The sequence below is a fragment of the Cupriavidus sp. WKF15 genome, from assembly GCF_029278605.1.
Taxonomy (GTDB): domain Bacteria; phylum Pseudomonadota; class Gammaproteobacteria; order Burkholderiales; family Burkholderiaceae; genus Cupriavidus.
Window position 1 is genome coordinate 443,871 of sequence record NZ_CP119573.1, and the last position, 26,759, is coordinate 470,629.

Consider the following 26,759-nt stretch of genomic DNA (forward strand, 5'->3'; position numbering starts at 1 on the left):
TATGACCCTAACCCAACGGGACATCTATACGGAACTGCTGGCGGATGTGGTCGCCGACCTGCCGCACGCGGTGCGCCTGCAGCGGCTGGTCAGCGCACTGCGCGCGCACTTCGGCTGTGGCGCCGTGGCCTTGCTGCGGCTCGAAGAAGAACACCTGCGGCCCTTGGCCGTGGACGGGCTGGTGCGCGATGCACTCGGCCGCCGCTTTGCGGTCGGTCTGCACCCGCGGCTTGGCGCGATCCTGGCGCGGCGCGGCGTCACGTGCTTCCACCATGACAGCGCGCTGCCCGACCCCTATGACGGCCTGATCGACGAGCACGTGGGCGAGCCGCTGCCCGTGCATGACTGCATGGGCATCAGCCTGGAACAGGACGGCCGCGTCTGGGGCGTGCTGACGCTCGATGCATTGCAGGTAGGCACCTTCGACGATACCGCGCAGGCCGCGCTCGAGGGGCTCACGCTGCTGGTCGAAAGCGCCATCCGCACCACGCGGCTGGAGGCTGAAATCCGCGCGCTGCAACTTTCGCGCGGCAAGACCCCCGACAACGAGCTGCCAGCCGACGAGAGCGAGATCGTCGGCCAGAGCGAGGCCATCACCGGACTGCTGCATGAACTGGACGTGGTGGCCGATTCGGAGCTGCCGGTGCTGCTGCTCGGCGAGACCGGCGTCGGCAAGGAGCTGTTCGCGCACCGGCTGCATCGCCTGTCGCGCCGGCGCGAGCGCCCGCTGGTCCACGTGAACTGCGCCGCGCTGCCGGAATCGCTCGCGGAAAGCGAGCTGTTCGGGCACGTCAAGGGCGCGTTCTCGGGCGCCACGGGCGAGCGGCCCGGCCGCTTCGAGGCCGCCGACGGCGGCACGCTGTTCCTCGATGAAGTGGGCGAGCTGCCGCTGGCGATCCAGGCCAAGCTGCTGCGCACGCTGCAAAACGGCGAGATCCAGCGCCTGGGCTCGGACAAGCCGCGCCGCGTCGACGTGCGCGTGATCGCCGCCACCAACCGCAACCTGCGCGAGCATGTGCGCGACGGCTCGTTCCGCGCGGACCTGTACCACCGGCTGTCGGTCTACCCAATCCCGATTCCCCCGCTGCGCGAGCGTGGCAACGATGTACTGCTGCTGGCGGGGCGCTTCCTGGAACTGAACCGCGCGCGGCTCGGCATGCGCAGCCTGCGCCTGTCGCCGGCCGCGCAGGACGCGCTGCGCCGCTACCGCTGGCCCGGCAATGTGCGCGAGCTCGAGCATGTGGTCAGCCGCGCGGCGCTGCGCTCCGTGAGCCGCGGGGCCAACCGCAATGACATCGTGACGCTGGAGCCCGACCTGCTCGACCTGGACAGCCTGGCGGCGCCGTCCGATGCATCGGCGCCCGTTGCGCATGTCGCGGAGACCGAGCGCCACCCGGTGGCACTGCCTGCCGGTGCCACGCTGCGCGACGCTGTCGAGCAAACCCAGCGCGACTGCATCGACCAGGCGCTGCGCGCGCACCACGGCAACTGGGCCCAGGCCGCGCGCCAGCTCGGCATCGACGCCAGCAACCTGCACAAGCTGGCTAAGCGGCTTGGGTGCAAGTAGGCGGCTCCGGTAAGACGGTGCGCAAGCCGCCTGCCCGCCTCAACGATGCCCCGTCCCCGGCGCCGCCACGCCCAGCCCGGCAGCGAGCCGCGACACCAGCGGTTCCAGCCATGGCGGCCTCGGCGCGGCGTCCAGCCAGTACTTCACTTCAAGCCCCAGTGCGGTATCACCGCTGATCACCAGCTTGCGCTGGAAGAAGAGCGTGTCGGTGTCGCACTGCCCCGCCAGCAGGCGTAGATAGTCGGGCACGCGGGCCCGCAACGTCAGTTCGGGCTCACCGGCGCCGCGGCCGGTCGTACGGAAACGCCCCTGCTCGCAACGAAATGGCACATCCAGGCCGAGATCCTCCACGGTCAGCAGGAAGGTGTGCCCGTCCAGCGCGGCGGGCGGCTCCAGCCACCCGGCGCGCCGCGCCAGCTCCAGTGCCGAGACCAGCGGCATGGCGCGCGCACGGGCAGGCATGCGCCGATGCACGCGGGCCAGCAGTCCTTGCAGCGCGCTCATGGCCGGTCCTCCCACGCAATGCCGGGACGTCCATGCCAGTACCCGTTGCATGGTTGCGCGCCGGCCGGGACCACGCCGCTCGGCGCGGGTGCGCGCTCGCCGGCGCGGATCGCCGCCAGCGCGGCCACCGCTTCGAGCGTCCCCGTCGAATGCGGGCTCACACGCAACATGTCGACACCCATGTGCGCCATCGCCTGCGCCTGGTCGCACAGATCCAGGCACGTCGCCGACTGGGTCTGGATGCCGTTGAGCGTAAAAAAGGCCTGCCCCTCGCCCGTGGCGGCAACCAGGCCGTCCGGATAGTCGAGGCAACGGAATTCGCACGCATCCTTGCGCAGCCGATGGTGGCGCGCAGTGAAGCAGCGCGCCGAGAACGCCAGCGGCATGCGGCCCCAGGCCAGCACTTCCAGTGCCACGCCGGCGCAGCGCCCCGCCGACAGCGCGGCCAGCGTGGCGCCGTCCATCTCGACCGGCACCACGCAGCCCCGGGCGCCAAGGCTGGCCAGCCACGCGAGCGTGTCCGCGTGATAGACGTTCAGATGCGGGCCGCCGATGAACGGGCGCCCGCCCATGCAACGCACCGCGCCGACATCGTTGGCCTCGACCAGGTAGTCGTCCTGTTCGCAGACGCGGCGCATGCAGGCGATATCGGTGTCGGACTCGATCAGCACCGGCGTGGACAGCACCACTTCCTTCCCGGCTTCGCGCAGCATCTGCGCGATCTCGAGCCAGTGCGCATGGCGCAGTTCGTGGCGGCGCGTGCATACGGTCTCGCCAAGGTAGACGCGATCGACGGCCGATCCGGCGACGTCGGCATAGAACTGCGTCACCGCCGCGCGCGGCCAGTAGTACAGCAACGGTCCCAGCGCGATGCCGAACCTGGCCGCGCCGCGTGTGGAGGTTTTCCGCATGAATGGCTCCGTGGTTGGAATTGCCGCGCTCATCGCCACGGCCGGTCGTAGGCGCCCTGTGTCACCTGGTCGCCCTCGGCATGGCGGCCGAGCGTGCCCTGCCATTCCTGGCGCGGCGTAAAACGCGCGGGCTCGGCGCAGGCGGCGTCGATCGCGGCGCGCAGCACGCCCACCACGTCCGCCACATAGCGCGGGCTGCGCTGGCGGCCTTCGATCTTGATCGCGGCGATGCCGATATCGAGCAGCGCCGGCAGCAGTGACAGCGCGTTGAGGCTGGTGGGCTCTTCCAGCACGTAGCCGCGCTCGCCCTCGACCTCGAAGCGCCCCTTGCACAGCGTGGGATATCCGGCAGGCTCGCCGGGCGCGTAGCTGTCGATGAGGATGCCCGACAGGCGAGCGTGCATGGTGCCGTCCTGCTCGGTCCAGCGCACCGCGTGCGCGGGCGAGCAGACGCCCTTGTTATTGGGGGAATCCCCCGTGGCATAGGAGGACAGCAGGCAGCGGCCCTCCGCCATGACGCACAGGCTGCCGAAGCCGAACACTTCCAGCTCCACGCTGGTCTGCCGCGCCAGCTTGCCGATCTGCGCGAGCGAGAGCACGCGCGGCAGCACCACGCGCCTGATATTGAAGCGCTCGCGCATCAGCTCGATGGCATCGGCATGCGTGGCGGAACCCTGCACCGACAAGTGCAGCCGCAGTTGCGGGTGCCGCTGGCTCGCGTAGGCCATCAACCCCGCGTCGGCCATGATGACCGCGTCGGCGCCGAGGTCCGCGGCCGCATCGACGGCACGGTGCCACCTGGCCACCTCCCCCATCTGCGGGAAGGTGTTGATGGCGAACAGCACCTCCGCGTGGCGCGCATGCGCTTCGGCCACGCCGGTGCGGATATCGGCCTCGGTGAAATTGAGCCCGCCGAAGTTGCGGGCATTGGTGGCGTCGCGCAGGCCGAGGTAAACGGCATCGGCGCCATGCTCCAGCGCCGCGCGCAGCGCTGTCAGCGAACCGGCGGGCGCGACCAGTTGCGGTGGGCGCGCCCGTACGGAAGATGAGGTTGTCATGTCGGAGGCGCCGCTTGGGCGGCGCGGGAATTCGGCCAGCGCAGATGCTAGCGAGCCGCTTCACGTGTGGACTTGACCATGCGCAAACCGCGCCGCAACGCCTTGCTGCATAGACCGGTCGGCCTACGCCATTGGTGCAGGCGGTGGCGCCCCATTGACCTGCGGCAAACGCCAGCGCCGGACGCTGTGCCACGCTTGGCCGTTCGTGCGCGGCCCGATATCGCGGGCCGCACGCAGTTCCCAACAAGCGAGACCATCATGACAGAACACTGGCTGAAACTGGCCGGGCGCCGGCTGCTGCCGATCGTCCAGGGCGGCATGGGCATCGGCATTTCCGCGCACCGCCTGGCGGGTACCGTGGCCGCGCACAACGGCGTGGGCACCATTGCCAGCATCGACCTGCGCCACCATCATCCCGACCTGCTCGCGCAGACGCGCGGCACGCGCGACAAGGCACGCATCGAGGCCATCAACCTCGTGGCGCTGGACCGCGAGATCCAGGGCGCGCGCGCGTTGTCCGGCGGGCGCGGCCTGGTCGCCGTCAACGTGATGAAGGCCGTCGGCTCGCACGCGCAGCTGGTGCGCCAGGCCTGCGAAAGCGGCGCCGATGCCATCGTCATGGGCGCGGGCCTCCCGCTGGACCTGCCGGAACTGACCGCGAACCACCCGAAAGTCGCGCTGATCCCGATCCTGTCGGAAGCACGCGGCATCGGCCTGGTGCTGCGCAAGTGGATGAAGAAGGGGCGGCTGCCCGACGCCATCGTGGTCGAACACCCGGCCCATGCGGGCGGGCATCTGGGCGCGCCCGCCATCCAGGACCTTGGCGAGGAGCGCTTTTCGTTTGCGCGCGTGCTGACCGAATGCCGCGAGCTGTTCCAGACGCTCGGGCTCGCGTGGGACAGCATTCCGCTGATCCTGGCGGGCGGCATCAACAGCCATGCCAAGGTGCGCCACTGGCTCGGCGAAGGCGCTGCCGCGGTGCAGCTCGGCACCGCCTTTGCCGTCACGGAGGAATGCGACGCGCATCCGGCCTTCAAGCAGGTACTGGCCACCGCCCGCCCGGAGGACCTGCGCGAGTTCACCAGCGTGGCGGGCCTGCCGGCGCGCGCCGTGCTCACGCCGTGGCTGTCGCGCTACCTGTCGAGCGAAAGCCGCCTGCAGCGCCGTGCCAAGCCCCGCGACTGCCTGGAAGGCTTTGACTGCCTGCACGCCTGCGGCCTGCGCGACGGCGTGTCACGCATCGGCCAGTTCTGCATCGACCTGAAGCTGGCGCAGGCCGTGCGCGGCGACGTGGAGCGCGGGCTGTTCTTCCGCGGCAAGGGCACGCTGCCATTCGGCGAAGCGATCCGCCCGGTGGCGGACCTGCTCCACTACCTGCTCACCGGCGAAAAGCCTGCCGCGATGGCCGCACCGGCCATCGTCGCCACCGCGGCCACCGTCGCCGCATGAGCGGCGGCCGGGGCGTCCGCGCGTGACGCATCGTCAGCCAGGCGCCCCAGCCCATCGGTATCGAGCAGGAAGATCTTGCCGCGCTCGAGCCGCACCAGTTTCTCGGCGCAGAAGCGGCTGACCACGCGCGACAAGGTTTCAGGCGTGATGCCGAGCTTGGAGGCCATCACGCGCTGCGTGCAGGCCAGCCATGTGCGCCGTCCCGCGCGCGCCTCATCGCACAGGAATCCGGCCACGCGCTGCGAGGCGTTGTGCAGGCTCGTGGCCTCGATATCGCGCATCAGCGCATGCAGGCGGCTGGACAGGTTGCGCAGCAGGCGCGCCGACAGCAACGGGTCGCGCGACACCGCGTCCCAAAGCACGGCGCTCCCGATGCAGAGCACGGTAGTGCGCGTCATCGCCTGGCAGTCGGCGGGCTGCGGCGCGTCCATGAACAGCACATCCTCGCCAAAGGCCGCACCGGGGCCAAAGACTTCGATGGCCCGCTCCGCGCCTTTGGCGCCGCCGGCCGCAGCGGGCAGCGAAAGCTTTACCAGCCCGTCCATCACGATGAACAGTCCGCGGCACGGTTCGCCGCGGCGAAACAGGAACTCGCCTTTGTGCAGGCGCCGCTGCGTGGCCACGCCGGCGATCGCGTCCAGCACGCGGGCATCGACGCCGCGGAACAGCGGCAAGCTGTCGAGCATCTCGATCTCAGCCATGGTGAACTCCTTGCGCAAGCGGCTTGCGCGGCGGCAGCCCGCCGCGCGCACGCATGGCGCGCATGCATCGCATTGCCTTCAGCAACTGCAGCCCGAGCCAGCCATTGGCGAGCGCAAACGCCACGCCGCCGGCGCGCGCCAGCCATGCCGGCGCAAGCGGCAATGCCAGCAGCATCGCGAAGGCGGCCAGCAGCAGCCAGGCCTGTCGCCGCTGGGCAGACGGCGTGATGATGGCCTGCATGGCCGGCACGCGCGCGCGCGGCGGCAGCAGCCGGCGCAGGTGCAGCCATACCAGGAACGGAACGATCTTGCCGAGCATGGCGGTCACGGGCACCACGCCGCCGCCGACCAGCGCCAGCGTGCCGGTCCACCATGACAGCACCGCGTGCCACGGCTCCGGTGCCAGCGGCAGGACCGCCGCGAACAGCGCCGCGGCCAGCATGCTCGCCGCGGCAACCGGCCACAGCATCCAGACCGGATCATGGCGGCGCCGCGCGCGCAGCGTGGCCCGCAGTCCGATTCCGGCCACCAGCGCCGCAAACAGCAGCCACGGCAAGAGGCCCCAGCGTGCGAGCGCGCCATCTGGCCGCGCCACCACCAGCACGCTGAATGCCAGCAGGGGCAACCAGTGCCCGAGCGGCAGCCAGCGCTCCAGCCAGCGCGGCTGGCGCGGCGCCTGCCAGAACATCGGCAGCACCGTGGTGGCCACCCCGGTCACCAGTGCGGCCAGCCACCCGCCCAGGCCCCAGGCCACATGCAGCGCCAGCCACTGCGACGGCGGCACCACCCACAGCCCGCCGAACCAGCCCGCCAGGGCTGCGCCGAGCAGTCCGGTCACCGCCAGCGGCATGCCGATACCGGCCAGCGTGCGCGTGGTGGCATCCACCGCGGCGACCCGCCGCCCGGCCAGCAGCAGCAAGCCCCCCGCGAGCGGCAAGAGCAGGCCGCCGGTCGCCGCGGCAACGCGGAACGGTGCGGGGCCGCCACCGAGAAAGCCCGCGGCCAGCGCACCGGCCGTCGTGCCGCCTGCCAGCGCCACCAGCGGTGCGAGGCCGCCCGAGCCCGGCACCGCCACGCCAGCCACCACCGGCATCATCTGGAACAAGGCGCCGAGCATGACCGGCAGCAGCGTGCCGAGCGCCAGCACATGCACGGCCGCAAGCGCCAGCGGCGCGAACCTGTCGGGCAGCCCGGCCACGGGGCCAAGCGCGAGCAGCAAGCCCGCGGCGGCCCCCAGCCAGGGCGCCGGCATCACGCAACCGAACACCACGCCGGGACGCGGCGCGCGTTCGTAGTCGAGGCTGGCGGCTTTCAAGGTGGCGTTCCCTTTTTGAAGACTGTCAGCCGACGTTCGCCAGCAAGGCGTCAAGGCCGGGCACGTGCGCGCGGCACATCGGGAACAGCACGTTCTCTTCCTTGAGGTTGTGCTGCTGCAGCAGCACGGAGAGTGTGTCGAGTTCCGCGGCCAGCGCGTTGGCGTCGCGCAGCTGCAGCCATTCGCGCGCGTTATCGAGCAGCGCGCGCACGTCGCCATGCTCGTGGCGCATCACCGCGGTAGGACCACCGGCGGAGCCGGCCACCTGCTCGAAGGCGGGGAACAGGCGCTCCTCCTCGGCCGTGAAATTTCCCTGCAGCGCGTCTTCGAGGCGCGCGAACGCTCCCGTCGCCGCATCCCAGTCCGGCTGGCGAAGACTCGCTTCGAGGCCTTCAAGGGCTTGATCGCAATCGCGGTGCTGGCGCACCAGGGTCTCAATGGCGCTGGACATGGCGGTTCTCCGGGGTCAGTCGAAGGGATGCTAGGACCCCCATTGCCGTATGGACTTGATCGCGAATAAGTCCGCGCAAGATTCGCGGACATGACCCGGAGCCTTCAGGGTCTATATGGCGCAGGAGAGGGACGCGTGTTTTTATTACATCACGTCGTGATATTTACTCAAGCCGAAACCGGGTGGAGTCGCACAAGCACCGTGTCTCCGTCGGAAGCGCACCATGCAGCACAAAATCATGTCAAGGAATGACGTTTTCTTGATCTGGCGCATGCTGACTCGCCCCGCGCGCGCGGACAATTTTCCATTAAGGTTGACCGCCCCCAGTCCCCAGACCTTGTTCCCATGTCTTTCCCATGTCCAATTCCGACACCGACACTGCGCCCGTCGCGGACAGCAGCCCGTTTCCCGATGCCGCCGGCCTGACACCGCCGCGCTACCGCCTGTCCACGCGCATCATCCTTCTGTCACTGGCTTCGCTGCTGGTGGTGCTCACCATGATCGCCGGCACGCTCTGGCTGTCGTGGAAGCTCGAAGGCGCGGGCGCCGCCATCAATGACGCCGGCAGCCTGCGCATGCGCGCCAACCGCGTGGCGATCGAGCTCGGTCTCGCCGACGTCGGCCAGCCAAGTGAGCGGGCCGCGCAGATCCAGGCGCTCGACGCCACGCTGGCCCAGCTGCGCAAGGGCAACCCGGTGCGGCCCTTGTTCCTGCCGGACGAGCCAGCCATCCATGCGCAACTCGACCGCGTCGTGCATGACTGGCAGCAGGGCCTGCGGCCGCTGGCGCGCGCGGGTGACGGGCCCGCCTACGTGAAGGCGCTGCCGGGGTTCGTCGCCCAGGCCGACCGCCTGGTCATGCTGATCGAGCACGACAGCGCGCGCAAGACCGACCTGCTGCGGCTGTCGCAGGCCGGGCTGGCGGCCATTGCATGCGTGGGCACGGTAGCGGTCATCTACCTGCTCTACCTGTGGATCATCCTGCCGGTGCTGCGCCTGCAGGACGGCCTGCGCCGCATGGCCGCGCGCGAGTTCACGCTGCGCCTGCCCGTCGAAACGCGCGACGAGTTCGGCACCCTGAACGCGGGCTTCAACCGCATGGCCGACGAGCTGCAGGACCTGTACCAGGACCTGGCTTCGCGCGTGGCCAGCAAGACCGCCGAACTGGAGCGCCAGAACCGCGATCTTGAAACGCTCTACGACATGGCGGCCTTCCTCAACCAGGCGCGCGACGCCGAAGCCATGGCGCGCGGCTTCCTGCAGCGCGTGATGCGCCAGTTCGATGCCGATGGCGGCTCCGTGCGGGTCATGGACGCGCAGCACGGCAAGCTCCACCTGCTTGCCTCCGCGGGCCTGCCCGCGGCGCTGGCCGAGGCCGGCAACTGCATGGCGGTCGATGCCTGCCACTGCGGCGATGCCACGCACGAAGGCGTGGTCGCCATTGCCGACCTGCGCAAGACCACGCGCCGCCCGCTGCTGCCGCAGCCCTCGCCCTGCACGCGCGAAGGCTTCACCGCCATGGCGGCCTTCCGCATCGAGAGCCAGCGCGGCGCCATCGGCACCTTTGCGCTGCACTTCCGCGCGCCGCGCGAGCTGCCCGCTTCGGACCGTCAGCTGCTCGAAACCCTCGCCCAGCATCTGGGCACGGCGCTGGAACACCTGCGCCTGTCCGCGAGCGCGCGCCAGCTTGCCGTGGTGGAAGAGCGCAACCTGGTCGCGCAGGGCCTGCACGACAGCATTGCGCAGGGCCTCAATTTCCTGAACCTGCAGGTGCAGCTGCTCGGCGATGCGGTGGCACGCGACGATCTGGCGGAGACGCGCGAGCTCGTGCCGATGCTTCGCCACGGCGTCGAAGAGAGCTACCAGGACGTGCGCGAACTGCTGAACAACTTCCGCTCGCGGCTCACGCCCGGCGAGCTGCGCCCCGCCGTCGAGGAAACGGTGGAGCGCTTCCGCCGCCAGTGCCGCACCGAAGCCACGCTGGTCATCGACGACCATGGCAACCACCTGCCGCTGCAACCCGAGCAGCAACTGCAGGTGCTGTTCATCCTGCAGGAGGCGCTGTCCAACGTGCGCAAGCACGCCATGGCCGCGCACGTCACCGTGTCGCTGAGCTACGGGCACGATTTCCACCTCGTGGTCGAGGACGATGGCGAAGGCTTTGATCCGGCCGAACTCGGGCACGACAGCGACGTGCATGTTGGCCTGAACATCATGCGCGAACGCGCGGCGCGCCTCGGCGCGCGGCTTGCCATCGAGGCCCGCCCCGCGCAGGGCACGCGCATCGAGCTGGTGCTGCCGCGCGGCGGCCAGGCCGCCCGCGCGGAACGCCATTCCACTGCGGGGCAAGCGTTGCCGCGCCCAACCCAGGAGTCCTTGCCATGACCATCCGCATCTTGCTGATCGACGACCACACGCTGTTCCGCTCTGGCATCCGCGCGCTGCTGCAGCGGCAGGCCGACTTCGAGATCGTCGATGAAGCGGCCGACGGCGTGGAAGGCATCAAGCGCGCCAAGCAGCATCGCCCCGACGTCATCCTGCTCGACCTGAACATGCCCGGCCTGTCCGGGCTGGAAGCGCTGCAGCTCCTGGTCGAAGACCTGCCCGACTCCGCCGTCATCGTGCTCACCGTCTCCGAAGAGGCCGAGGAACTGGCCACCGCGCTGCGCAGCGGCGCGCGCGGCTACCTGCTGAAGAACATCGAGACCGAGGCCCTGACCAGCGCGATCCGCCGTGCCGCCGCCGGCGAGCCGGTGATCTCGGAAGCCATGACCGCCAAGCTCGTGCAGCAATTCCGCGCACCGGCTCCGGCGCCCGTGCGGCAGGACGACACGGCGCGGCTGACTGCGCGCGAGCGCGAGATCGTGCAGGGACTGGCACGCGGCGAGAGCAACAAGGAGATCGCCCGCGACCTGGGCGTGGCCGAGAGCACCGTGAAGATCCACGTGCAGAACATCCTCAAGAAGCTCAATCTCGCCAGCCGCGTGCAGGTGGCGGTCTACGCGGTGGAACACGGCCTGAACGAGGCGGGCTAGCCACCCCGGCGCCGGGGCGTCATCCGATTCCTACACCGTTTTCAGCCGCGTTCTGGAAGGATGCGGCTGGCCCCTCGCCTACGCTGAAATTACGTGGCGAAGCCTGTCCACGGCTCCGATTCAGCAAAGGGTGCCCGACAGCGACAAGCCCAGATGACAAGCGTGGCCTATCGGCCAAAACCTGGAGCGCGATATGGGAATCGGCACCATTCTTCTAATCCTCCTCGTCCTGTTGCTGGTCGGCGCCTTGCCGGCGTGGCCGTATAGCGCCGAATGGGGCTACTGGCCAAGCGGTGGACTGGGACTGATCGTCCTCATCGTGCTGCTGTTGGTGGTCCTGGGCCGCATATAGACAGGCAGCCCCGTTCCCCAGTCCATGAACGCGTTGCCGTCCGGCCACCGTTCGGTGGCCGGGCGCAGTGCCTCAGTGAAGCAGGAGATAAACATGCCAGCGAAATCCAAAGCACAGCAGCAGGCCGCAGGTGCGGCGCTCGCCGCCAAGCGCGGCGAGAAGAAAGCCGGCGCGCTTAAGGGAGCGTCCAGGTCAATGGCCAAGTCCATGAGTACCAAGGAACTCGAGAAGATGGCGTCGACCGGGACCAAGGGCAAACCCAAGCACGTATCCGGTCGCTGAGCGCCTGCCAGGCCACCCGGATTCGCCGTGAAGCGCCCGCCCCGCCCTGCGGGGCGGGCGTTCTGGCGCTAGGGGGCCGTGCCGGATCCCTCCTGGGCGAGCGGTTCGCCGTCAGCGGATGGCGCATTCGCGGCTGCAGGCCGCTGCCGCGCCGCAACCGGCCCCGCGCGCGCCCCGGTGACCATCTCGCGCAGCCAGTTCACCAGCAGGCTGGAATAGGCGCGCTGGTGCTCTTCGTCGGCCAGGCCGTGATCGGCGCCCTTGATCACGCGGTAGGTCATGGAATTGGCGTGCACGCAGGCGTCCACGTAGCTTGTGACGGCGGCATGCGGAACGATCTGGTCGCTTTCCGATTCGATGATGAGCACGTCGCCCTCGAATCCGGTGCAGGCCCGCAGCGCGCGATTGGCGTCGGGCGGCACCACCGAGCGCCGGTAGGTCGCCAGGTCCTGGTCGCGGTGAAGCTGGCGCTTGGGCAGCTCCCAACCCTCGTCCATATACAGCGCCGGGGCGCGCAGCGCCATCCAGCGCACCGGGCGCAGCGTCGTCAGCACTGCCGCCAGGTAGCCGCCGTAGCTGCTGCCGACCACGGCAATGGCGTTGCGGTCGACTTCCGGATGACGCACGAGCACATCGTAGGCGGCCACGAGGTCGGCCAGGTTACGCATGCGGCTGACGGTCTCGTATTGCGCACGGGTGCCGGCATGGCCGGTCAGGTCGAAGGTCAGGCACACGCAGCCAAGGCCCGCCACTTTGCGCGCACGAGCCAGGTACTGCTCCTGGCTGCCGCCCCAGCCATGCACGAACAGCACGCCGGGCAGCTTGGTGGCCGGCGCGATCAGCGTGCCCGCAATGCTGCCGCCTTCGCTCTGGATCTCGATCACGTCTTCATAGGTTGCCATGGTCATCCGACTCCAGGAATGCATACTTGGTCAGCGGGCCCATGTCGCGGTCCTCGCCCTGGAAATACACTTCGGCGCCGTCGGGGACCGACACGCCTTCGCCATAGACTTCACGCGTCGCGGCCACCACGCGGTGGCGGCGCGGATCGGCATGCAAGGCCTGCAGCGCAGCCAGTTCGGCGCCGGTCGCACCGCCGACGCGCCAGGACTGTTCGAGTACGCCGCCAAGCTCCCTGGCACCGGCGTCGCCTGACGGCACGCCGAAGGCCACGTCGTAGTTGCAGCGCGACAGCACCATGTCCGGATAACCGTCGAGCGCGGCGTCGTGATAGGCCGTTGCCGCACGCACCGCGGACAGCGCGCATGGCGCGAACGGCTGCGCGAGCAGCGCGTCGAAGCCGCCGCGCACCACCGTCAGTGTCGACCCGCCATAGACCTGCTCGCCGCTGTTGTTTGCGGTGAGATCCTGGATGCCGCAATAGCTGGCCAGCAAGCCGTCCAGCAGCACCTGCCCGACGCTATAGGTTCGCGGCGAAGCCAGGTCGCGTTCGAGCACGAGGCCATTGGCCTCGATGCTGGCCGCCGACATGGCTGCCAGCGCCGCGTCGAGGGCCGCTTCGCTGTCGACCGTCTGTTGGCCGAGTCCACCGATGCCGCACGGATCCTTCAGGCGGACAACGCCCCCGGCCAGCAAGCGCATGCCCGCCTGACGGGCATCTTCGAGCGAGAACGCGGTAAAGCCTGGCAGCACCGCCGCACGGGCCCGCCGCTCGAAGCCCGGATGCCAGCCTTGCGGGGCCGCCGCATCGGGCGCGACCAGCCCGTGCGTGATCGCCTTGGTCGCAACGAAGGCAAACGGCACCACACCGCCATACAGGTCTTCGACCCCGTGGACGCCCAGCGCACGTGCCTGCGCGACACCGACCAGCGTGTCCAGGGGCACAAGGTACAAAGCTGCCTCGGGCGTGCTGGCGCAGGCCTCGTAGGCACCGCCGAAGCCGTAGCCGGCGAGCTGCGCCACCTTCCTGCCGATGCGCTCCAGCGTCACGGCCTGGTGGCTGTCGGGCTGCCCGTAGTCGGCGCAGCCATACACCATCACCTGCCTGGCCTTGCCGCGATCCGCCGGCATATCACGCTTCCTGGCGAGACGTGCCGGGTTCCGGGGAGCCTGCCGGCTGCGCCCCGGCAGCCATCGCAGCCGAGCGACGGCTTACCCGTGCCTCTCGCTTCGCCGCCTGGTTGAGGCGCGCCTCGTCCAGGGAGTGGCTAGTTTTCAGTCCGCCTTCCTTGTCGGCGAGCGCCGCCAGGTGGCGATAGAAGGCGACGAGCTGGCGCAGCTCCTCCTCGTCGAGATCTTCGATCGATACCAGCATATTGCTCGCTTCGCGATGCGAGGCCAGCAGCTCGTTGAGCTTCAGGTGTACCGCAATGGCGTCCTTGTTCTGGCTTTGCTGGATCAGGAAGACCATGAGGAAGGTGACGATCGTGGTGCCGGTATTGATCACCAGCTGCCATGTTTCCGAGTAGTCGAACATGGGACCCGTGAGCGCCCACGCAAGCACCACGACCACCGAGATGACAAAGGCCGCTGCCGAGCCGGCGTAGCGCGTGGCCGCACCGGCAAAGCGGTCGAACCGGTGCATCAGCCAGGATCCTGGCCGTGCGCCTGTCGCGCCGAGACCGTTTCTGCTCATCGCTGCTCTCCTCGTTCGCGGCAAGCAGGGCCTGCCGCCGACACGCTGCTTTCATTGTATGGAGCGCACCGCCCGTGGTTCAGCGGTCGCCGTCCTACAACGGGCAAGCCACTTCGCCACGAAGCCGCCAGATGCGGTGCGGGAACGCATCTTGCGCCGTCCCGTGTTCCTGTTCCCACAGCCGGAGATCGCCATGACGTCATCCAGCGAACTTGAAGCGCAGGTCCGGGCCCGCATCGCCGAGGCGTTTGCTGGCAGCTTGCCGCAGGGGCTTGCCATTGAAGTCGCCGACCGCCGCGTCACACTGACTGGCTGCGTCGACAGCCCCGCCGTTGCGCAGGAAATCGAAAAAGCCGCTGCCATCAGTCCCGGCGTGCTGGGCGTGCACAACGCCCTGCGCACGCGGCACGACGATCCGCCGCTGCCCGCACAACCGGACGCGAACCACACCAACGCGATCCCGGTGGCGCCGCCTGCCGGCCAGATCCACCACAAGGTCTGACCCGGCAATGCCCATGCCTGGCAGGCAAAGCGAGGGCCGGCGCAAATGCCGCCGGCCCTCGCCCCATTCTCCCACCCTGAATCCTGGTCATGGCCGCGCCGCACTTTCCGGCGCGGCCAGTGAGGCCGGTGCGCCGGATCAGTGCCACGGATCGTAGCGGTCCGACTCCCAGTACGGCGATATGCCGTAGTACTCGTGAATACTCGTGGCCCACTGCGAGTCGGCCATGCCCGGCCAGTGGTCCTTGTCGAATCCCGGCGCGGCCTTCAGGCGGTCTTTCTCCACGCCCAGCACGAAGCACTTGCGGCGCGTGTCGAGCGTCAGGGCCGACCACGGCAATGCAAACAGTTTCTCGCCGATGCCAAGGAAGCCGCCAACGGCAAGCACGGCGTAGGCAACGCGTCCGCCCGGCACGTCGATCATGATGTGGTCGATGGTGCCGAGATCATCGCCTGCGGGATCGACCACCTTGTTGCCTTCCAGCGTATCGGCCGCCATCACGAACGGGCCTGGGCCCGGTGAATCGCGGTCGATGCTGCCGACAATCGCCGCGCCGCGCGGCTGCGGTTCCCGGGGCGGGGGTTGGTCTTGTCTCATGGACACCTCCTGAAGTGATGCAAGCAGATGGACGAAAGCAGTCGCCCGTCATTTCCTTGGCCAGTCACGCGTGGCGCTCGCCTTCGCGCCCGGCCGGCACCGGCGGTGCCAGTGGATCAAAATCGGCCCAGCGGCCTTCGCGCCAATGGCCCTGCGCGCGCTCGATGTCGCGGGCGCCGCCCTTGCGCAACAGATCGCATACCAGGCCAGCGTTGCCCGGTTCGACATGCGCGGCCAGCAACACCCCGGCATTGCGCACCGGAGCACGGCCGCGGCGGCCTTCGGCGCGCCCCCCGCGCGTCAGCGACAGCGCGCCCCCCACCAGAGATCCGACATAAGCGCAAAGCCCCGTGGCAAAAACCAGCACGAACAAAGACACTGGCGGCGACACTCCCATGATGGTGATGATCGCCGCGCCAAGCGCGGCGCCCGCAGTGGCGCCTAGCAACACACCCGCGACGGCACCGAAGCCTGAACGGCGCGAGCCGGGATCGACAGCGGTATCGCCGCCGATCGGGTAGGCAGCGTGCTGGCCCGGCGGATTCACGTAGAAGACGCTCAAGTCCTCTTGCGCGACACCTTGCGCGCGCAGGCGGCCCGCGGTGGTTTCCGCCTTGGCGAAACTGTCGAAACGACCGGCGATGATGGCATCAGTCATCGTGGCTCCTCCTGTCTCATGCGCTGTCATCGGACACTTGCGATCGGCGGCCAGGCCATGGCACGCCGCTCAGCTGCGGCCGGTGGCGCCCTTGCGGCGTCCGGCGGGCTTCGCGCCGGCGGGCTGGTGTTCACTGCCGCGCTTGAGCTTCCAGTCGACGTCGTCGCGGTGAGTCCGGGTCTTCCTTTCGGCGTGCATCGCCGCACTTGGCGAGATCGGGTCGCTGGCGGGGAATGTCATTTCCAGCGAGTCATCGACAGCGCCCTGATAGGTCTTGCGCTTGTCTTCGGCGGGCGCGGATGACCTGGCATCTGGCCTGGCCTGCTTCGCGGCAGCAGGCTTGCGCGCGCTTGCCGTTTTCCCGGTATGGGCGGCGGGCTTGCGAGCCGGACTGGCCTTGGCGGGAGCGTGGGCTTTGTGCATGGCTGGGCCTCCGAAAAGGAACGTCCCTCCCTATGCAATCGGTGGGCCAGGCGGGGCGGCGCACGCATTGTGCCGCCCGCTGCGCACATGGCCGTGGGTACGCGGCAATCGACCGCTGACGCGCACGCTTGGCGCGCGCACTTTGTGCCGGGGCGATGTAAAAGCTACAGCCAGCTATAGCCCTGGCGCGCGAAACGCGTGTCGGGGGAACTTCACCGCGATGCAGACCGTCACCTTGTCCGTATTGCAGGTCTCCCCCTCGGAACTCAGGGCGGCGCCGTGCAGTTCGACCATGCGGCGGGTCAGCAGCAGGGCGCTGGACTGCCGCGAAGACTGGCCAGCCTGGGGGGGGCGCCTGCCGAAGAAATCGGACAGCGCGGACAGGCGGTTGGCGCTGCGCGTCTGATCCAGCAGCGGGCTTTCCGTGATGCGCAGCTTGACGTGGTCGGCCTGTGCGGACAAATGGACCGACACGGAGCCGCCAGCCTGTGCGCGCCAGATGCAATGCACCAGCAGATGGCGCAGCAGCGCCGCCAACCGGGCCGGATCCGCGTCGATGAACCACCCGGCCGCGTCGCCGTCAGCCTGCTCCAGCTTCAACTCTACGCCGCGTGCCGTCGCTGCCGGGCGGCGGTCGGCCACTGCCTGCATCGTTGCGGCAAGCAGGTCGGTGCGGCGCCATTGCGGGCTGCCTTCGTCGGCGAGCAGCCGCACCGCCTCTTCCATTTCGTCGACCAGCGCAAGCTGCTGCTGGACGCCCGCGCGCACGCCCTCCAGCGCGCGCCGGGCGGGCCCCGCCTGGTCGACAGCGCGTTCGAGAACATAGGCCCAGCTCTGGATGGCATTGAGGGAGGAACGCAGGTCGTGCGCGGTCTGGTCGATCAGGGCCCCTACCTCGGTGACAGTGCGCACGTCCTGATCCACCAGAGGCCATGGCCCCCCTTCGGGGTTCGGATGCTCGCTGGCTGGCGAATGCTGCGTCATAGTTGTTGGCCCCGCCGTTTTCCACACCGTTGCCATGCAAAAAGCATGCAACGCCAGACAAGGCCGGCCCATGACTGCGCCAGCGCGCCCGCGGGAATCAGCCCCCGGCCGAGGCGCCGGCCTGGCTGCTGCGCGACGCACGCAGCCATTCCGGCAGCTCGCCGCGAGCCGCGTAGTCTTCTAGGCGGTTGTAGAGGGTCTTCAGGCTGATGCCAAGGATTTCCGCCGCGTGCTTCTTCACGCCCGCGCACTGCTCCAGGGTCGCGAAAATGAGCTGGCGGTCGGCATCGGCCAGCGACATCCCCACCGGCACCGACACCATCGCGGACGCTGGTGCCTGCGTGGCCGCGACCTGCAGCGGCACCTGAACCTCGGTGATGAGGTCGTCGTCAGCCATGATGTAGGCCCGTTGCACGAAGTTGCGCAACTCGCGCACATTGCCCGGCCAGCTATGCAGGCGCAGGCTGTCGAGCACGCCCGGGGCAAAGCGCCGCGCCGTGCCCTGTTCGGCATTGAGCTGCTCCAGCATGGTATTGGCAATCTGGATGACGTCGTCGCCGCGCGCGCGCAGCGGCGGCAGTTCGACCGGAAACACATTGAGCCGGTGGAAGAGGTCCGCGCGCAGCTTGCCTTCGGCCACGGCATCTTCGGGATTCCGGTTGGTGGCGGCCAGCACGCGTACATCGGCATGCTGCTCGCGGTTCGTTCCCACGCGCATGAAGGTGCCGGTCTCGAGCACGCGCAGCAGCTTGACCTGCAACTCCGCCGGCATCTCGGTGATCTCGTCGAGGAACAGCGTGCCGCCATGGGCGCGCTCGAAATAGCCCTTGTGCTGGCGGTCGGCGCCGGTGAAGCTGCCGCGCTCGTGGCCGAACATCTCGGTCTCGATCAGGGTCGGCGAGATCGCGCCGCAGTTCACCGCCAGGAAGGGCTGGCGCCGCCGCGCAGACAGTTCATGCACGGTCAGCATGGCCAGTTCCTTGCCGGTGCCGCTTTCGCCGATCAGCAGTACGGTGGCCTCGGTCGGGGCCACGCGCGCGAGCTGGTCATAGACCGCCTGCATGACATCGGAGCTGCCCAGCAAGCGCCCGAAGCGGCCGTAGCGCCGCAATTCGCCGCGCAGCGAATGGATTTCCGCGCGCAGCGCGCCGGTATTGGCCAGGCGCTTGAGCACGATCTGCAAGCGTGCCACGTTGATGGGCTTGACCAGGTAATCGGTCGCACCCGAGCGCAAGGCTTCCACCGCGCTGTCCACGCTGGCATACCCCGTGGTGAGGATGACTTCGACGCCGGCCGACGCCACCTCGGCAAACAATTCCATGCCGCTGCCATCGGGCAGGCGCAGGTCCGCCAGGATCACGTCGGGCATGCGCCAGCCGATCTGCAGCCGCGCTTCGCGCAGGCTGCCCGCGGTAGCGGCTGTGAACCCTTCCAGTGCCACGATTTCGGCCAGCGCGGCGCAGGCGTTTTCGTCGTCGTCGACAATCAGGATATGAGGCATGGATGGCGCGGCCCGACGGCCGGGAAGTTTGCCGGGGAACAGCGGTGGGCCGGTTGGGCCGGTTGGCAAACGCGGCATGCCCGCCTGCTGCGACGCAACACAAACGTTCGCATCGCGGACACGCGAGCGCAACGCAAGGTGCGTACCCGGAGTCTAAACATCCCGGAGACCGATTGTTGCCAGTGTCTCTCTGACACGGCTGTCGGATGTTTCCGCGTGCTGCGCCCGACGTCTGGCAGGGCCCTGCCTATCGGGCTAGCATAGGAACGTCCCGCGCTCCTGGACCCATGCCAACGTGTCGACCACCGCCAGTCCATCCCGACGCGGCGCCGCTCCGCAAGCGGAAGGCCTGCGGGGCCGCGCCATTCCGCCCCAGGTTTCCCGAGCACCGCGCCCGCCATGCGCAGCCTGCTGGCGCAGATCGAGCGCGTGGCCGCCACGGATGTGACCATGCTTGCCATCGGGGAAAGCGGCACCGGCAAGGAAGTCGTGGCGCGGGCGGTGCATGCGCGCAGCAGCCGGTCCAGCGGCCCCTTCGTCGCGGTCAACTGCGGCGCCATCCAGCCCACGCTGATCGAATCCGAGCTGTTCGGCCACGAAAAGGGCGGTTTCACCGGCGCCATCGACCAGAAGGCGGGCTACTTCGAGCAGGCCCAGGGCGGGACACTGTTCCTGGACGAGGTCACCGAAATGCCCCCGGCCATGCAGGTCAAATTGTTGCGCGTACTGGAAAGCTGCACCTTTCATCGCGTCGGCGGCGATACCCTGATCGCCAGCGACGTGCGCATCCTTGCCGCGACCAACCGCGACCCGCTCGACGCGGTCCGCGCGGGCCAGCTCCGGGAAGACCTGCTGTACCGCCTTGCCGTGTTCCCGTTGCATATTCCGCCGCTGCGCGAGCGCGTGGAGGATATCGTTCCGCTGGCCCGCCACTTCCTGGCCCAGTACAACGCGATGGAGCACACGGACAAGATGTTTTCGGCCGGGACCCTGGAGCGGCTGACGCGCTACGACTGGCCCGGCAATGTGCGCGAACTGAAGAACGCGGTCTACCGTGCCTTTATCCTGGCCGACACGGTCGTGGAAATCGGCAACCCGAACCTCGGTACCCAGCCGCAGCGTCCGAGTACGGTCGACGGCGTGGTCAACGTGCGTGTCGGCACCACGCTCGCCGATACGCAGCGCGAGATCATCATGGCCACGCTCGCCCATTTCAACGGCGACAAGCGGCAGGCCGCGCGCGCGCTCGGCATCAGCCTCAAGACGCTGTACAACCGCCTGGAGGCGTACCGGGCCGGCTGATGGCCGGCCCGGGCCGGACGCCGGACGCAAGCTAGCCATGGCGGCCGCGCCGGACCTGCATCACAGCGGCCACCGCCGCGGACGCGCCGACCACCAGTGCGGTGGCCAGCACCGGGTGGCGCGCAGTCGTGGTGTAAGGGCATGACTGCAACGCGGCGCGGTTGCCCGTGCGCTCCTGCAGGCCGTTGCCGCCACCGTACAGCGTGTTGTCCTCAAGCGGGCCCGCCGGGTGGCGGGTCTGCTGCGCACGGCCCATGAAGCGGCGCATGAACTGGTCGAACGCGTGCGGCGCATGATAGGCGGCTGCCGAGAATGCCTTGGCGGCGCCGCCCACGAACAGGTCGCGGCGCGGGTTCTCGGCGGCAAACAGGATGGCGTCCGCCGCCAGTGCCGGGTCATAGAGCGGCGGCGGCAGGCGCGGCTCGACGTCGAGGAAGTTCTTGGCATGCTCGGCCAGCGGGGTTTCCAGCCCGGCCGGCTTGATCAGCGTGACGCTGATCGGCGCCATCTCCTGCTCCAGTTCCAGCCGCAGCGAATCCGTGAAGCCCTTGATCGCGTGCTGCGACGCCGCATAGGCGCTCTGCAGCGGCAAGGGCCCGTCCGACGCTTCGCTGCCGATATTGATGATGGCGCCTCCGCGTTCGCGCAGATGCGCCGCCGCCGCCAGCGAGCCATGCACGGTGCCCCAGTAGTTGGTGTCGAACAGGCGCCGCTGGTCTTCGAGCGGCACATCGGCATGGCGGCCAAAGATGGTCACGCCAGCATTGTTGATCCAGGTATCGAAGCCGCCAAAGCGCTCGATGGCGGCATGCGCCACGTTGGCTACGTCTTCATGCCGGCCCACGTCCGCGGTGACAGTGATGACCTCGGTGCCTTTCTCGCGCAGTTCCTCGGCCAGCTTGTGCAGCGATTCTTCGCCGCGCGCCACCAGCACAAGGCGGGCGCCCATGGCCGCCGCCTTGCGTGCCGTGACCAGGCCAACGCCGCTGGTAGCGCCGGTCAGCACGATGACCTGCGACCCGATCGTTTTCAGAGAGAGTTTCATCTGCTTGCATCCTGATGCCCCGGGCGCGGTGATGACAATCGCCGGCATCCGGGGACGCACTGCCGGCAACGCTCGACCGATATGCAGGGCCAGAAGCCGCAAGGAGCGTTCCCGCGGCGCTGCCGCGGTTTTCCCGTTCAGCGCGTCGCAAGCGCCCGCGCGGATTTACAACGTCCGGTAAGAAGCACACGCGCGCGGCATTGGCCGACCCGGGTGTAGGACTGGCGCCGATTTCGGCGGGCCTGGGCCGTGCCTAAGCTGAAGCCACCGAGGTTCGCCTCCCTTCCCCCATGGAAACCGGTCCACCATGGCAAAAACCACGCGCCAGGCCACAGAAGATGCCCGCACCGCCGGCGGCAAAGCCCCGCCCGCGCGCAAGCGCGGTCCCGACAGACTGAGCCGGTACCGCCAGATGCGGGACTTCGCCGCCACGCCCGAACCGGGCGGCGTGCGTGAGCGCGCCCTGACATCCAGGCGCGGCACCGGGCGCACACGCGCCTTGTCCTTTGTCATCCAGAAGCATGCCGCGCGCCGCCTGCACTATGACTTCAGGCTGGAGCTGGACGGCACCCTGAAGAGCTGGGCCGTGCCCAAGGGCCCGAGCCTCGACCCGGCCGACAAGCGCATGGCCGTGCACGTGGAGGACCACCCGCTCGAGTACGCGGGTTTCGAAGGGGTGATTCCGCCCGGCCATTACGGTGCGGGCACGGTGATCGTGTGGGACCGCGGGGTATGGGTGCCGGATGGCGATGCCGATGCGGCCTATCGCGCCGGCAAGCTGAAGTTCGAGCTACGCGGGGAGAAGCTGCACGGCCACTGGACCCTTGTGCGCATGCATGGCAGCCGCCAGAAGGAACAGGATGCGTGGCTGCTGATCAAGGAGCGCGACGATGCCGCCGTGCCCGCATCCGAACTCGACGTGACCGAGGCCCTGCCGGACAGCGTGCTGGCCGGCACTTCCCGGGCGGCGGCGGCGCGCAAGAGCGGGAAGTCCGAGGCAACCGGCAAGCGCAAGGACCATGACACAGCCAGGGCCCTGCCGCGCCGCGCTGTCGCCGCCGCGCTGCCGCTCGCCCTGTCGCCGCAGCTTGCCACGCTGGTGGAACGCGTGCCCGCCGATGCCGGCGCCTGGCGCTACGAAGTCAAGTTCGATGGCTACCGCGTGCTGGCCCGCATCGACGGCGACGACGTGCGCCTGTTCACGCGCCAGGGCCACGACTGGACCTCGCGCCTGAAAACGCTGGCGCGCGAAGTGCGCTCGCTAGGCTTGCCCGACGGCTGGCTCGACGGAGAAATCGTCGTGCTCGGCAAGCACGGGGAGACCGACTTCCAGGCCTTGCAGAACGCCTTCGAGACCGCGCACGTCGAATCGATCCAGTACTTCGTGTTCGACCTGCCGTTCTATGCCGGCCACGACCTGCGCAAGGTGCCGCTGGCGGAGCGGCGCGCGCTGCTGCGGCACCTGTTCGAATCCAGCACCGCGCCGCGCCTGCGTTTCAGCGAAGACTTCGAGGCCGCGCCGGACGAGATGCTGGAAGCCGCGTGCCGCATGAAGCTCGAAGGCGTGATCGGCAAGCGCGCAGATGCGCCGTATGTCAGCACGCGCAGCAATACCTGGATCAAGCTCAAGTGCACCCAGCGGCAGGAGTTCGTGATCGGTGGCTACACCGAACCGAAGGGCAGCCGCGCCGGCCTTGGCGCGCTGATGCTCGGCGTGCATGACAGCGCCGGCCGCCTGCGCTACGCCGGCAATGTGGGCACGGGGTTCGATACCCGCACGCTCGCGAAACTGCGCGCACAGCTCGATGCGCTGCGCACCGACAAGGCGCCTTTCGACACGCTGCCAGGGTCAGCCAAAGGGCTGTGGGTGCGGCCCCGGCTGGTGGCGGAAGTATCGTTCGGTTCCTGGACGCGCGACGGGCGCGTGCGGCATGCGGTCTTCCATGGCCTGCGCAGCGACAAGCCCGCCAGCGCGGTGTCCGTGGAACTGCCCGCTGCGCCGGCCGGCGGCAAGCGCGAGACCGGTGCCGCGCGCAAAGGCAAACCCACCGCGGCACAGGGCAAGGTTGCCATCAGTCACGCCGAACGCGTCATCGACACGGCCAGCGGCCTCACCAAAGGCGATTTGGTGAGCTACTACGAGCGCGTGGCACCGCTGATGCTGCCGCACCTGCGCGGCCGCCCGATCGCCATGGTGCGTGCGCCTGACGGCGTGGCCGGCCAGCAGTTCTTCCAGCGGCATGGCGACACGCTCAGGGTGGATGGCGTCAACGTGCTCGATCCCAGCTTGTGGCCGGATCATCCGGCGCTGCTGGAGATCGTCTCGGAGCACGCGCTGGTGGCGGCGGCCCAGCTCAATGTCGTGGAGTTCCACACCTGGAACGCCAGCAAGCACAGCATCGACCGGCCCAACCGCATCGTCTTCGACCTGGATCCCGGTGAAGGCGTGCCGTGGCCCCATATGCGCGAAGCCGCGGCGCTGATGAAGGCGTGGCTCGATGAACTGGGGCTCGGTAGCTTCGTGAAAACCAGCGGCGGCAAGGGCCTGCACGTAGTGGTGCCGCTGACGCCACGCGCGGGCTGGGACGAGGTCAAGGACTTTGCCCGCGACGTGGTGCTCCACATGGCCGCCACGATCCCCAGGCGCTTCGTCGCGAAAAGCGGCGCCAGCAACCGCGTTGGCAAGATTTTCATCGACTACCTGCGCAATGGGGTAGGCGCCACCACGGTGGCGGCGTTCTCCGCACGTGCGCGCAGCTGCCTGGGCGTGTCGGTGCCGCTCGCCTGGGACGAGCTTGACGGCCTCAAGGGCTCCGACCAGTGGACCGTGGCCAATGTGGCGCCACGGCTGGACGAGATCGCGCGTCACGATCCGTGGGACGCCTATGCCGGTACGCGCCAGACCCTTACGCGTGCAGCCGCCCGGCTGGCGCGCGCCGGAAGGAGCAAGCCATGACCCGGTCCTTCATCCGCTATATGCGCCACGTACGCCAGGCGCTGCCACGTCCTCCACGGCGCGCGCTGGTCGCGGCGATGCTGATGGCCGTGGCCCTGCCGGCAGGTGCGCGCCTGCCGGCACCCACGCCGGAGCAGCAACAAGCCGCCGACGCGCGCAAGGCCAGGGAAGCCGAAGAGGCAAAGCACCAGGCCGAACGCCTGGCCCAGGCGCAAGACCGGATCGCCGCGGAGTTTGGCAGGAAGGGAGCCGGCACTGCCCCGGCAGCCCCCGACGCGGGCCAGGTTCCGCAAAAGGCCACGGAAGCGCCGCAGTCCGCGGGCCCGCACGGCGGCACTTCTCCGAGCGCCGAGGCACATAGCGGCGAAGTGGCACGGCACTAGCAGAGGCCTGCCGTCGGCACGCCTTTTGCGCATCCCACCCTGTGGTCCCACCGATAAGGGATCGACCGTCCGCTCAGTCACAGAAGGGGGAACGCACCGTGAGCATAGCCAGGCATGTAATTCGTACAAAACCCGCGCGGCTGCACCAGGCAGTTTTTGCAGTCTTTAGCGTCTTGAGCGTCGCATGGCCCCGATGCGAAGGCTGGCGGCCATGAACACGAACGCCTCCCGCAATGGCCCGCTCCTTCTGAACGTCGAGGATCGCGAGGGAGCGCGCTACGTCAAGAGCAGCATCCTGCAACGGGCTGGCTTTTCGGTGATCGAAGCGTCTACCGGCCAGGCTGCGCTGTCGCTGGTGCGCCAGCATGCGCCCGCGCTCGTATTGCTGGCACTGGAGCTGCCCGATATCAGCGGCTTTGAAGTCTGCAGGCGGCTCAAGACCGATCCCATCCTGGCGCGCACGCCGGTCCTGCTGACCTCACCCGCACTGGCCAGTTCCGTGCAGCGCGTGCAGGCGCTCGAGTGCGGTGCTGACAGCTTCATCGCCGAGCCGTCGGAGCCCGAGGAACTGGTCGCAAGCATCCACTCCCTGTTGCGCCTGTGCCAGGCGGAAGATGCCTATCACCGCACCAGCCAAGCTCTGCACGATAACGAGGACATGTTCCGCCAGCTCGCGGAATCGCTGGTCGACGTGGTGTGGCTGCTGGACGCGCGCGAGCGTCGCCTGCTTTTCGTCAGTCCGCGCCTGGCGGAACTGTGCGGCCAGTCGCCTGAAAGCTTGCTCGAAGCCCCGCAACGTTGCCTTGACCGCGTGATCCCGTCGGATCGGGCGCGCGTGGCGAGCGCCTTTACCGCCATGCTCGGCGACGGCAGGCTCGATATCGAATTCCAGCTCATGCATGCCGACGGCGGCATCCGCGAGATTCGCGCGCGCGCCTTCCCGTTGCATCGGGCCGGTACTTCGGCCCTGCGCGTGGCCGGCACCTGCCAGGACGTGACCACCCAGAATCGCGCGCGGCGCACGTTGCGGGGCGAAGAGCACCGCAAGGAACAGTTCCTCGCAATGCTCGCGCACGAACTGCGCAACCCCCTGGCCCCGATGCGCAGCGCCGTGGACCTGCTGGAGCAACCCGCCCCCACGCCCGCGGACATGTTCCGCGCGCGCGACGTGATCGGCCGTCAGCTCAGGCACCTGGCACAACTGGTGGACGATCTGCTCGACATCGCCCGCTTCAATCAGGGAACGATTACGCTGCGGCAGGACCTGGTCGAGTTGCGCGGCGCGCTCAACACCGCGGTCGAATCCGTCCGGCCGGTCCTGGAAGCGCAGCGGCACACGCTGCGCCTGGCGTTGCCCGAACAGCCGTTGCCAGTACGCGGCGACATGGTCCGGCTCACCCAGATCTTCAGCAACCTGCTGCATAACGCCGCTGCCTACACGCCGGCCGGCGGCCAGATCAGCATCGGCGCGACAACCGTCGACGGACGCGTCGCCGTGCGCATCCACGACAACGGCATGGGCCTGACCGGACCCTTGCAGCGCTTGCTGTTCGATCCGCTGGCACCGATGGAGTCCGGTGAGCCCGGTACAGAGAACGGTGCCGGCGGCGCATCGGATACCGCTGGCACGCATCCTGCCGTGCTGGAAGGCCCTGGCATCGGCCTGACGCTGGTGCAGCAACTCGTGCGGCTGCACGGCGGCAGTGTCCGGGCCGAGAGCCCGGGCCCTGGCGAAGGCAGCACGTTCATCGTCGAGCTCCCCGTCGAGCCATGGCAGAACTGGCATCCGGCGGACACCATGACGCCGCGGCCATCCGGTCCGCCGCGCGTGATCATGGTGGTGGACGACAACACCGACGCCCTGGAAGCGATGAGCATGGCCCTGCGCACGCTGGGACACACCGTGGTCACGGCGGCGGACGGAGAGAGCGCCGTCGCGCGCGCGCCGCAAGTCAAACCCGATGTGGTGTTGCTTGACCTGGGCATGCCCGCCATGGACGGCTACGAGACCGCCCGGCGGCTGCGAGCCTTGCCTGAGATGCGCGGCGCCACGCTGGTGGCGCTGACCGGCTACGGCCGGCCGGAGGACCGCCGCCGCGCGCTGGAAGCGGGCTTCGACCGCCATCTGGTCAAGCCGGCCAGCCTGGACGCCCTGACCCGGTTGTTCGAGGAGCCCGGCGGCTGACGC

The 26,759-nt window shown here is 69.0% G+C and carries 26 protein-coding genes; 11 read left to right on the plus strand and 15 right to left on the minus strand.

Features of this window, described 5'->3' with window-relative positions; all coding sequences use genetic code 11:
• Position 1: 1 nt before the first annotated feature.
• Entirely contained in the window at positions 2-1,567 is a 1,566-nt protein-coding gene (gene norR, locus CupriaWKF_RS19370; RefSeq protein WP_276102389.1) for a nitric oxide reductase transcriptional regulator NorR, read from the plus strand.
• 39 nt (positions 1,568-1,606) lie between these two features.
• Here norR and CupriaWKF_RS19375 read toward each other — a convergent pair whose 3' ends face one another.
• The 3 genes from CupriaWKF_RS19375 to CupriaWKF_RS19385 are packed head-to-tail and all read right to left on the minus strand — an operon-like array spanning position 1,607 to position 4,040.
• Entirely contained in the window at positions 1,607-2,071 is a 465-nt protein-coding gene (locus tag CupriaWKF_RS19375; RefSeq protein WP_276102390.1) for an SCP2 sterol-binding domain-containing protein, read from the minus strand.
• On the minus strand, positions 2,068-2,982 hold the full coding sequence (locus tag CupriaWKF_RS19380) for a U32 family peptidase (protein ID WP_276102391.1): 915 nt from the start codon (positions 2,980-2,982) through the stop codon (positions 2,068-2,070). The genes CupriaWKF_RS19375 and CupriaWKF_RS19380 overlap by 4 nt, the downstream gene beginning before the upstream one ends.
• A 29-nt stretch (positions 2,983-3,011) precedes the next feature.
• On the minus strand, positions 3,012-4,040 hold the full coding sequence (locus tag CupriaWKF_RS19385; protein WP_276102392.1) for a peptidase U32 family protein: 1,029 nt from the start codon (positions 4,038-4,040) through the stop codon (positions 3,012-3,014).
• A 258-nt stretch (positions 4,041-4,298) separates the two neighbouring features.
• On the opposite strand from CupriaWKF_RS19385, the gene CupriaWKF_RS19390 reads away from it, so the two are divergent.
• A complete protein-coding gene (locus CupriaWKF_RS19390) occupies positions 4,299-5,489 on the plus strand; it encodes a nitronate monooxygenase family protein (RefSeq protein ID WP_276102393.1) in 1,191 nt (396 codons plus the stop codon).
• On the opposite strand, the gene CupriaWKF_RS19395 is transcribed toward CupriaWKF_RS19390, so the two are convergent.
• The 3 genes from CupriaWKF_RS19395 to CupriaWKF_RS19405 are packed head-to-tail and all read right to left on the minus strand — an operon-like array spanning position 5,411 to position 7,956.
• Entirely contained in the window at positions 5,411-6,190 is a 780-nt protein-coding gene (locus CupriaWKF_RS19395) for a Crp/Fnr family transcriptional regulator (protein ID WP_276102394.1), read from the minus strand. The genes CupriaWKF_RS19390 and CupriaWKF_RS19395 overlap by 79 nt on opposite strands.
• Entirely contained in the window at positions 6,183-7,505 is a 1,323-nt protein-coding gene (locus CupriaWKF_RS19400; RefSeq protein WP_276102395.1) for a hypothetical protein, read from the minus strand. Before CupriaWKF_RS19400 ends, CupriaWKF_RS19395 begins: the two co-directional genes overlap by 8 nt.
• Before the next feature lie 25 nt (positions 7,506-7,530).
• On the minus strand, positions 7,531-7,956 hold the full coding sequence (locus CupriaWKF_RS19405) for a hemerythrin domain-containing protein (RefSeq protein ID WP_276102396.1): 426 nt from the start codon (positions 7,954-7,956) through the stop codon (positions 7,531-7,533).
• A 356-nt stretch (positions 7,957-8,312) separates the two neighbouring features.
• Between CupriaWKF_RS19405 and CupriaWKF_RS19410 the strand changes: the two genes are divergently transcribed.
• The 4 genes from CupriaWKF_RS19410 (at position 8,313) to CupriaWKF_RS19425 (ending at position 11,624) form a co-directional block, all read left to right on the plus strand.
• The gene (locus CupriaWKF_RS19410; RefSeq protein ID WP_276102397.1) at positions 8,313-10,340 is read left to right on the plus strand and encodes a type IV pili methyl-accepting chemotaxis transducer N-terminal domain-containing protein; all 2,028 of its coding nucleotides are present in this window, start codon (positions 8,313-8,315) and stop codon (positions 10,338-10,340) included.
• Positions 10,337-10,990, plus strand: coding sequence for a response regulator (locus CupriaWKF_RS19415; protein ID WP_276102398.1), 654 nt, complete (start codon positions 10,337-10,339; stop codon positions 10,988-10,990). Before CupriaWKF_RS19410 ends, CupriaWKF_RS19415 begins: the two co-directional genes overlap by 4 nt.
• Positions 10,991-11,183: 193 nt before the next feature.
• Complete coding sequence (locus tag CupriaWKF_RS19420) at positions 11,184-11,342, plus strand: DUF3309 family protein (protein ID WP_276102399.1); 159 nt, start codon at positions 11,184-11,186, stop codon at positions 11,340-11,342.
• 93 nt (positions 11,343-11,435) lie between these two features.
• On the plus strand, positions 11,436-11,624 hold the full coding sequence (locus CupriaWKF_RS19425; protein WP_276102400.1) for a DUF3008 family protein: 189 nt from the start codon (positions 11,436-11,438) through the stop codon (positions 11,622-11,624).
• A gap of 68 nt (positions 11,625-11,692) precedes the next feature.
• Here the strand turns inward: CupriaWKF_RS19425 and CupriaWKF_RS19430 are convergent, their stop codons facing one another.
• Genes CupriaWKF_RS19430 through CupriaWKF_RS19440 form a run of 3 tightly spaced genes read right to left on the minus strand, consistent with a single transcriptional unit; the run spans position 11,693 to position 14,220 of the window.
• The gene (locus tag CupriaWKF_RS19430) at positions 11,693-12,526 is read right to left on the minus strand and encodes an alpha/beta fold hydrolase (RefSeq protein ID WP_276102401.1); all 834 of its coding nucleotides are present in this window, start codon (positions 12,524-12,526) and stop codon (positions 11,693-11,695) included.
• Entirely contained in the window at positions 12,513-13,655 is a 1,143-nt protein-coding gene (locus tag CupriaWKF_RS19435) for a DUF3182 family protein (RefSeq protein ID WP_276102402.1), read from the minus strand. Before CupriaWKF_RS19435 ends, CupriaWKF_RS19430 begins: the two co-directional genes overlap by 14 nt.
• 1 nt (position 13,656) lies before the next feature.
• Positions 13,657-14,220, minus strand: coding sequence for a low affinity iron permease family protein (locus CupriaWKF_RS19440; RefSeq protein ID WP_276102403.1), 564 nt, complete (start codon positions 14,218-14,220; stop codon positions 13,657-13,659).
• Positions 14,221-14,278: 58 nt separating this feature from the next.
• Between CupriaWKF_RS19440 and CupriaWKF_RS19445 the strand changes: the two genes are divergently transcribed.
• Positions 14,279-14,722: a BON domain-containing protein gene (locus tag CupriaWKF_RS19445; protein WP_276102404.1), complete on the plus strand. Its 444-nt coding sequence runs from the start codon at positions 14,279-14,281 to the stop codon at positions 14,720-14,722.
• A 138-nt stretch (positions 14,723-14,860) separates the two neighbouring features.
• Here CupriaWKF_RS19445 and CupriaWKF_RS19450 read toward each other — a convergent pair whose 3' ends face one another.
• The 5 genes from CupriaWKF_RS19450 to CupriaWKF_RS19470 all read right to left on the minus strand — a co-directional run bounded on the left by CupriaWKF_RS19450 (position 14,861) and on the right by CupriaWKF_RS19470 (position 18,885).
• Positions 14,861-15,319, minus strand: coding sequence for a PRC-barrel domain-containing protein (locus tag CupriaWKF_RS19450; protein ID WP_276102405.1), 459 nt, complete (start codon positions 15,317-15,319; stop codon positions 14,861-14,863).
• 64 nt (positions 15,320-15,383) lie between these two features.
• The gene (locus CupriaWKF_RS19455; protein WP_276102406.1) at positions 15,384-15,977 is read right to left on the minus strand and encodes a hypothetical protein; all 594 of its coding nucleotides are present in this window, start codon (positions 15,975-15,977) and stop codon (positions 15,384-15,386) included.
• 69 nt (positions 15,978-16,046) lie between these two features.
• Positions 16,047-16,400: a hypothetical protein gene (locus CupriaWKF_RS19460; RefSeq protein ID WP_276102407.1), complete on the minus strand. Its 354-nt coding sequence runs from the start codon at positions 16,398-16,400 to the stop codon at positions 16,047-16,049.
• A 174-nt stretch (positions 16,401-16,574) separates the two neighbouring features.
• Positions 16,575-17,384 carry a sensor histidine kinase gene (locus CupriaWKF_RS19465; RefSeq protein ID WP_276102408.1) on the minus strand — a complete coding sequence of 270 codons (810 nt, stop codon included), beginning with the start codon at positions 17,382-17,384 and terminating at the stop codon, positions 16,575-16,577.
• A 97-nt stretch (positions 17,385-17,481) separates the two neighbouring features.
• Entirely contained in the window at positions 17,482-18,885 is a 1,404-nt protein-coding gene (locus CupriaWKF_RS19470; RefSeq protein ID WP_276102409.1) for a sigma-54 dependent transcriptional regulator, read from the minus strand.
• A 279-nt stretch (positions 18,886-19,164) separates the two neighbouring features.
• Between CupriaWKF_RS19470 and CupriaWKF_RS19475 the strand changes: the two genes are divergently transcribed.
• A complete protein-coding gene (locus CupriaWKF_RS19475; RefSeq protein ID WP_276103326.1) occupies positions 19,165-20,187 on the plus strand; it encodes a sigma-54 dependent transcriptional regulator in 1,023 nt (340 codons plus the stop codon).
• A 31-nt stretch (positions 20,188-20,218) separates the two neighbouring features.
• Here CupriaWKF_RS19475 and CupriaWKF_RS19480 read toward each other — a convergent pair whose 3' ends face one another.
• Positions 20,219-21,232 carry an SDR family oxidoreductase gene (locus CupriaWKF_RS19480; RefSeq protein WP_276102410.1) on the minus strand — a complete coding sequence of 338 codons (1,014 nt, stop codon included), beginning with the start codon at positions 21,230-21,232 and terminating at the stop codon, positions 20,219-20,221.
• A gap of 307 nt (positions 21,233-21,539) precedes the next feature.
• Between CupriaWKF_RS19480 and ligD the strand changes: the two genes are divergently transcribed.
• The 3 genes from ligD to CupriaWKF_RS19495 all read left to right on the plus strand — a co-directional run bounded on the left by ligD (position 21,540) and on the right by CupriaWKF_RS19495 (position 26,756).
• Complete coding sequence (ligD, locus tag CupriaWKF_RS19485; RefSeq protein ID WP_276102411.1) at positions 21,540-24,188, plus strand: DNA ligase D; 2,649 nt, start codon at positions 21,540-21,542, stop codon at positions 24,186-24,188.
• Positions 24,185-24,571 (plus strand): hypothetical protein, encoded by a 387-nt coding sequence (locus CupriaWKF_RS19490; RefSeq protein ID WP_276102412.1) that lies wholly within the window; start codon positions 24,185-24,187, stop codon positions 24,569-24,571. Before ligD ends, CupriaWKF_RS19490 begins: the two co-directional genes overlap by 4 nt.
• Before the next feature lie 211 nt (positions 24,572-24,782).
• Positions 24,783-26,756: a response regulator gene (locus CupriaWKF_RS19495; protein ID WP_276102413.1), complete on the plus strand. Its 1,974-nt coding sequence runs from the start codon at positions 24,783-24,785 to the stop codon at positions 26,754-26,756.
• Positions 26,757-26,759: the final 3 nt, after the last annotated feature.

Coding starts and splice junctions, on each gene's coding strand:
- norR (WP_276102389.1), top strand. CDS start 2: ATGACCCTAACCCAACGGGACATCTATACGGAACTGCTGGCGGATGTG.
- CupriaWKF_RS19375 (WP_276102390.1), bottom strand. CDS start 2,071: ATGAGCGCGCTGCAAGGACTGCTGGCCCGCGTGCATCGGCGCATGCCT.
- CupriaWKF_RS19380 (WP_276102391.1), bottom strand. CDS start 2,982: ATGCGGAAAACCTCCACACGCGGCGCGGCCAGGTTCGGCATCGCGCTG.
- CupriaWKF_RS19385 (WP_276102392.1), bottom strand. CDS start 4,040: ATGACAACCTCATCTTCCGTACGGGCGCGCCCACCGCAACTGGTCGCG.
- CupriaWKF_RS19390 (WP_276102393.1), top strand. CDS start 4,299: ATGACAGAACACTGGCTGAAACTGGCCGGGCGCCGGCTGCTGCCGATC.
- CupriaWKF_RS19395 (WP_276102394.1), bottom strand. CDS start 6,190: ATGGCTGAGATCGAGATGCTCGACAGCTTGCCGCTGTTCCGCGGCGTC.
- CupriaWKF_RS19405 (WP_276102396.1), bottom strand. CDS start 7,956: ATGTCCAGCGCCATTGAGACCCTGGTGCGCCAGCACCGCGATTGCGAT.
- CupriaWKF_RS19410 (WP_276102397.1), top strand. CDS start 8,313: ATGTCCAATTCCGACACCGACACTGCGCCCGTCGCGGACAGCAGCCCG.
- CupriaWKF_RS19415 (WP_276102398.1), top strand. CDS start 10,337: ATGACCATCCGCATCTTGCTGATCGACGACCACACGCTGTTCCGCTCT.
- CupriaWKF_RS19420 (WP_276102399.1), top strand. CDS start 11,184: ATGGGAATCGGCACCATTCTTCTAATCCTCCTCGTCCTGTTGCTGGTC.
- CupriaWKF_RS19425 (WP_276102400.1), top strand. CDS start 11,436: ATGCCAGCGAAATCCAAAGCACAGCAGCAGGCCGCAGGTGCGGCGCTC.
- CupriaWKF_RS19430 (WP_276102401.1), bottom strand. CDS start 12,526: ATGGCAACCTATGAAGACGTGATCGAGATCCAGAGCGAAGGCGGCAGC.
- CupriaWKF_RS19435 (WP_276102402.1), bottom strand. CDS start 13,655: ATGCCGGCGGATCGCGGCAAGGCCAGGCAGGTGATGGTGTATGGCTGC.
- CupriaWKF_RS19440 (WP_276102403.1), bottom strand. CDS start 14,220: ATGAGCAGAAACGGTCTCGGCGCGACAGGCGCACGGCCAGGATCCTGG.
- CupriaWKF_RS19445 (WP_276102404.1), top strand. CDS start 14,279: ATGGAGCGCACCGCCCGTGGTTCAGCGGTCGCCGTCCTACAACGGGCA.
- CupriaWKF_RS19450 (WP_276102405.1), bottom strand. CDS start 15,319: ATGAGACAAGACCAACCCCCGCCCCGGGAACCGCAGCCGCGCGGCGCG.
- CupriaWKF_RS19455 (WP_276102406.1), bottom strand. CDS start 15,977: ATGACTGATGCCATCATCGCCGGTCGTTTCGACAGTTTCGCCAAGGCG.
- CupriaWKF_RS19460 (WP_276102407.1), bottom strand. CDS start 16,400: ATGCACAAAGCCCACGCTCCCGCCAAGGCCAGTCCGGCTCGCAAGCCC.
- CupriaWKF_RS19465 (WP_276102408.1), bottom strand. CDS start 17,384: ATGACGCAGCATTCGCCAGCCAGCGAGCATCCGAACCCCGAAGGGGGG.
- CupriaWKF_RS19470 (WP_276102409.1), bottom strand. CDS start 18,885: ATGCCTCATATCCTGATTGTCGACGACGACGAAAACGCCTGCGCCGCG.
- CupriaWKF_RS19480 (WP_276102410.1), bottom strand. CDS start 21,232: ATGAAACTCTCTCTGAAAACGATCGGGTCGCAGGTCATCGTGCTGACC.
- ligD (WP_276102411.1), top strand. CDS start 21,540: ATGGCAAAAACCACGCGCCAGGCCACAGAAGATGCCCGCACCGCCGGC.
- CupriaWKF_RS19490 (WP_276102412.1), top strand. CDS start 24,185: ATGACCCGGTCCTTCATCCGCTATATGCGCCACGTACGCCAGGCGCTG.
- CupriaWKF_RS19495 (WP_276102413.1), top strand. CDS start 24,783: ATGAACACGAACGCCTCCCGCAATGGCCCGCTCCTTCTGAACGTCGAG.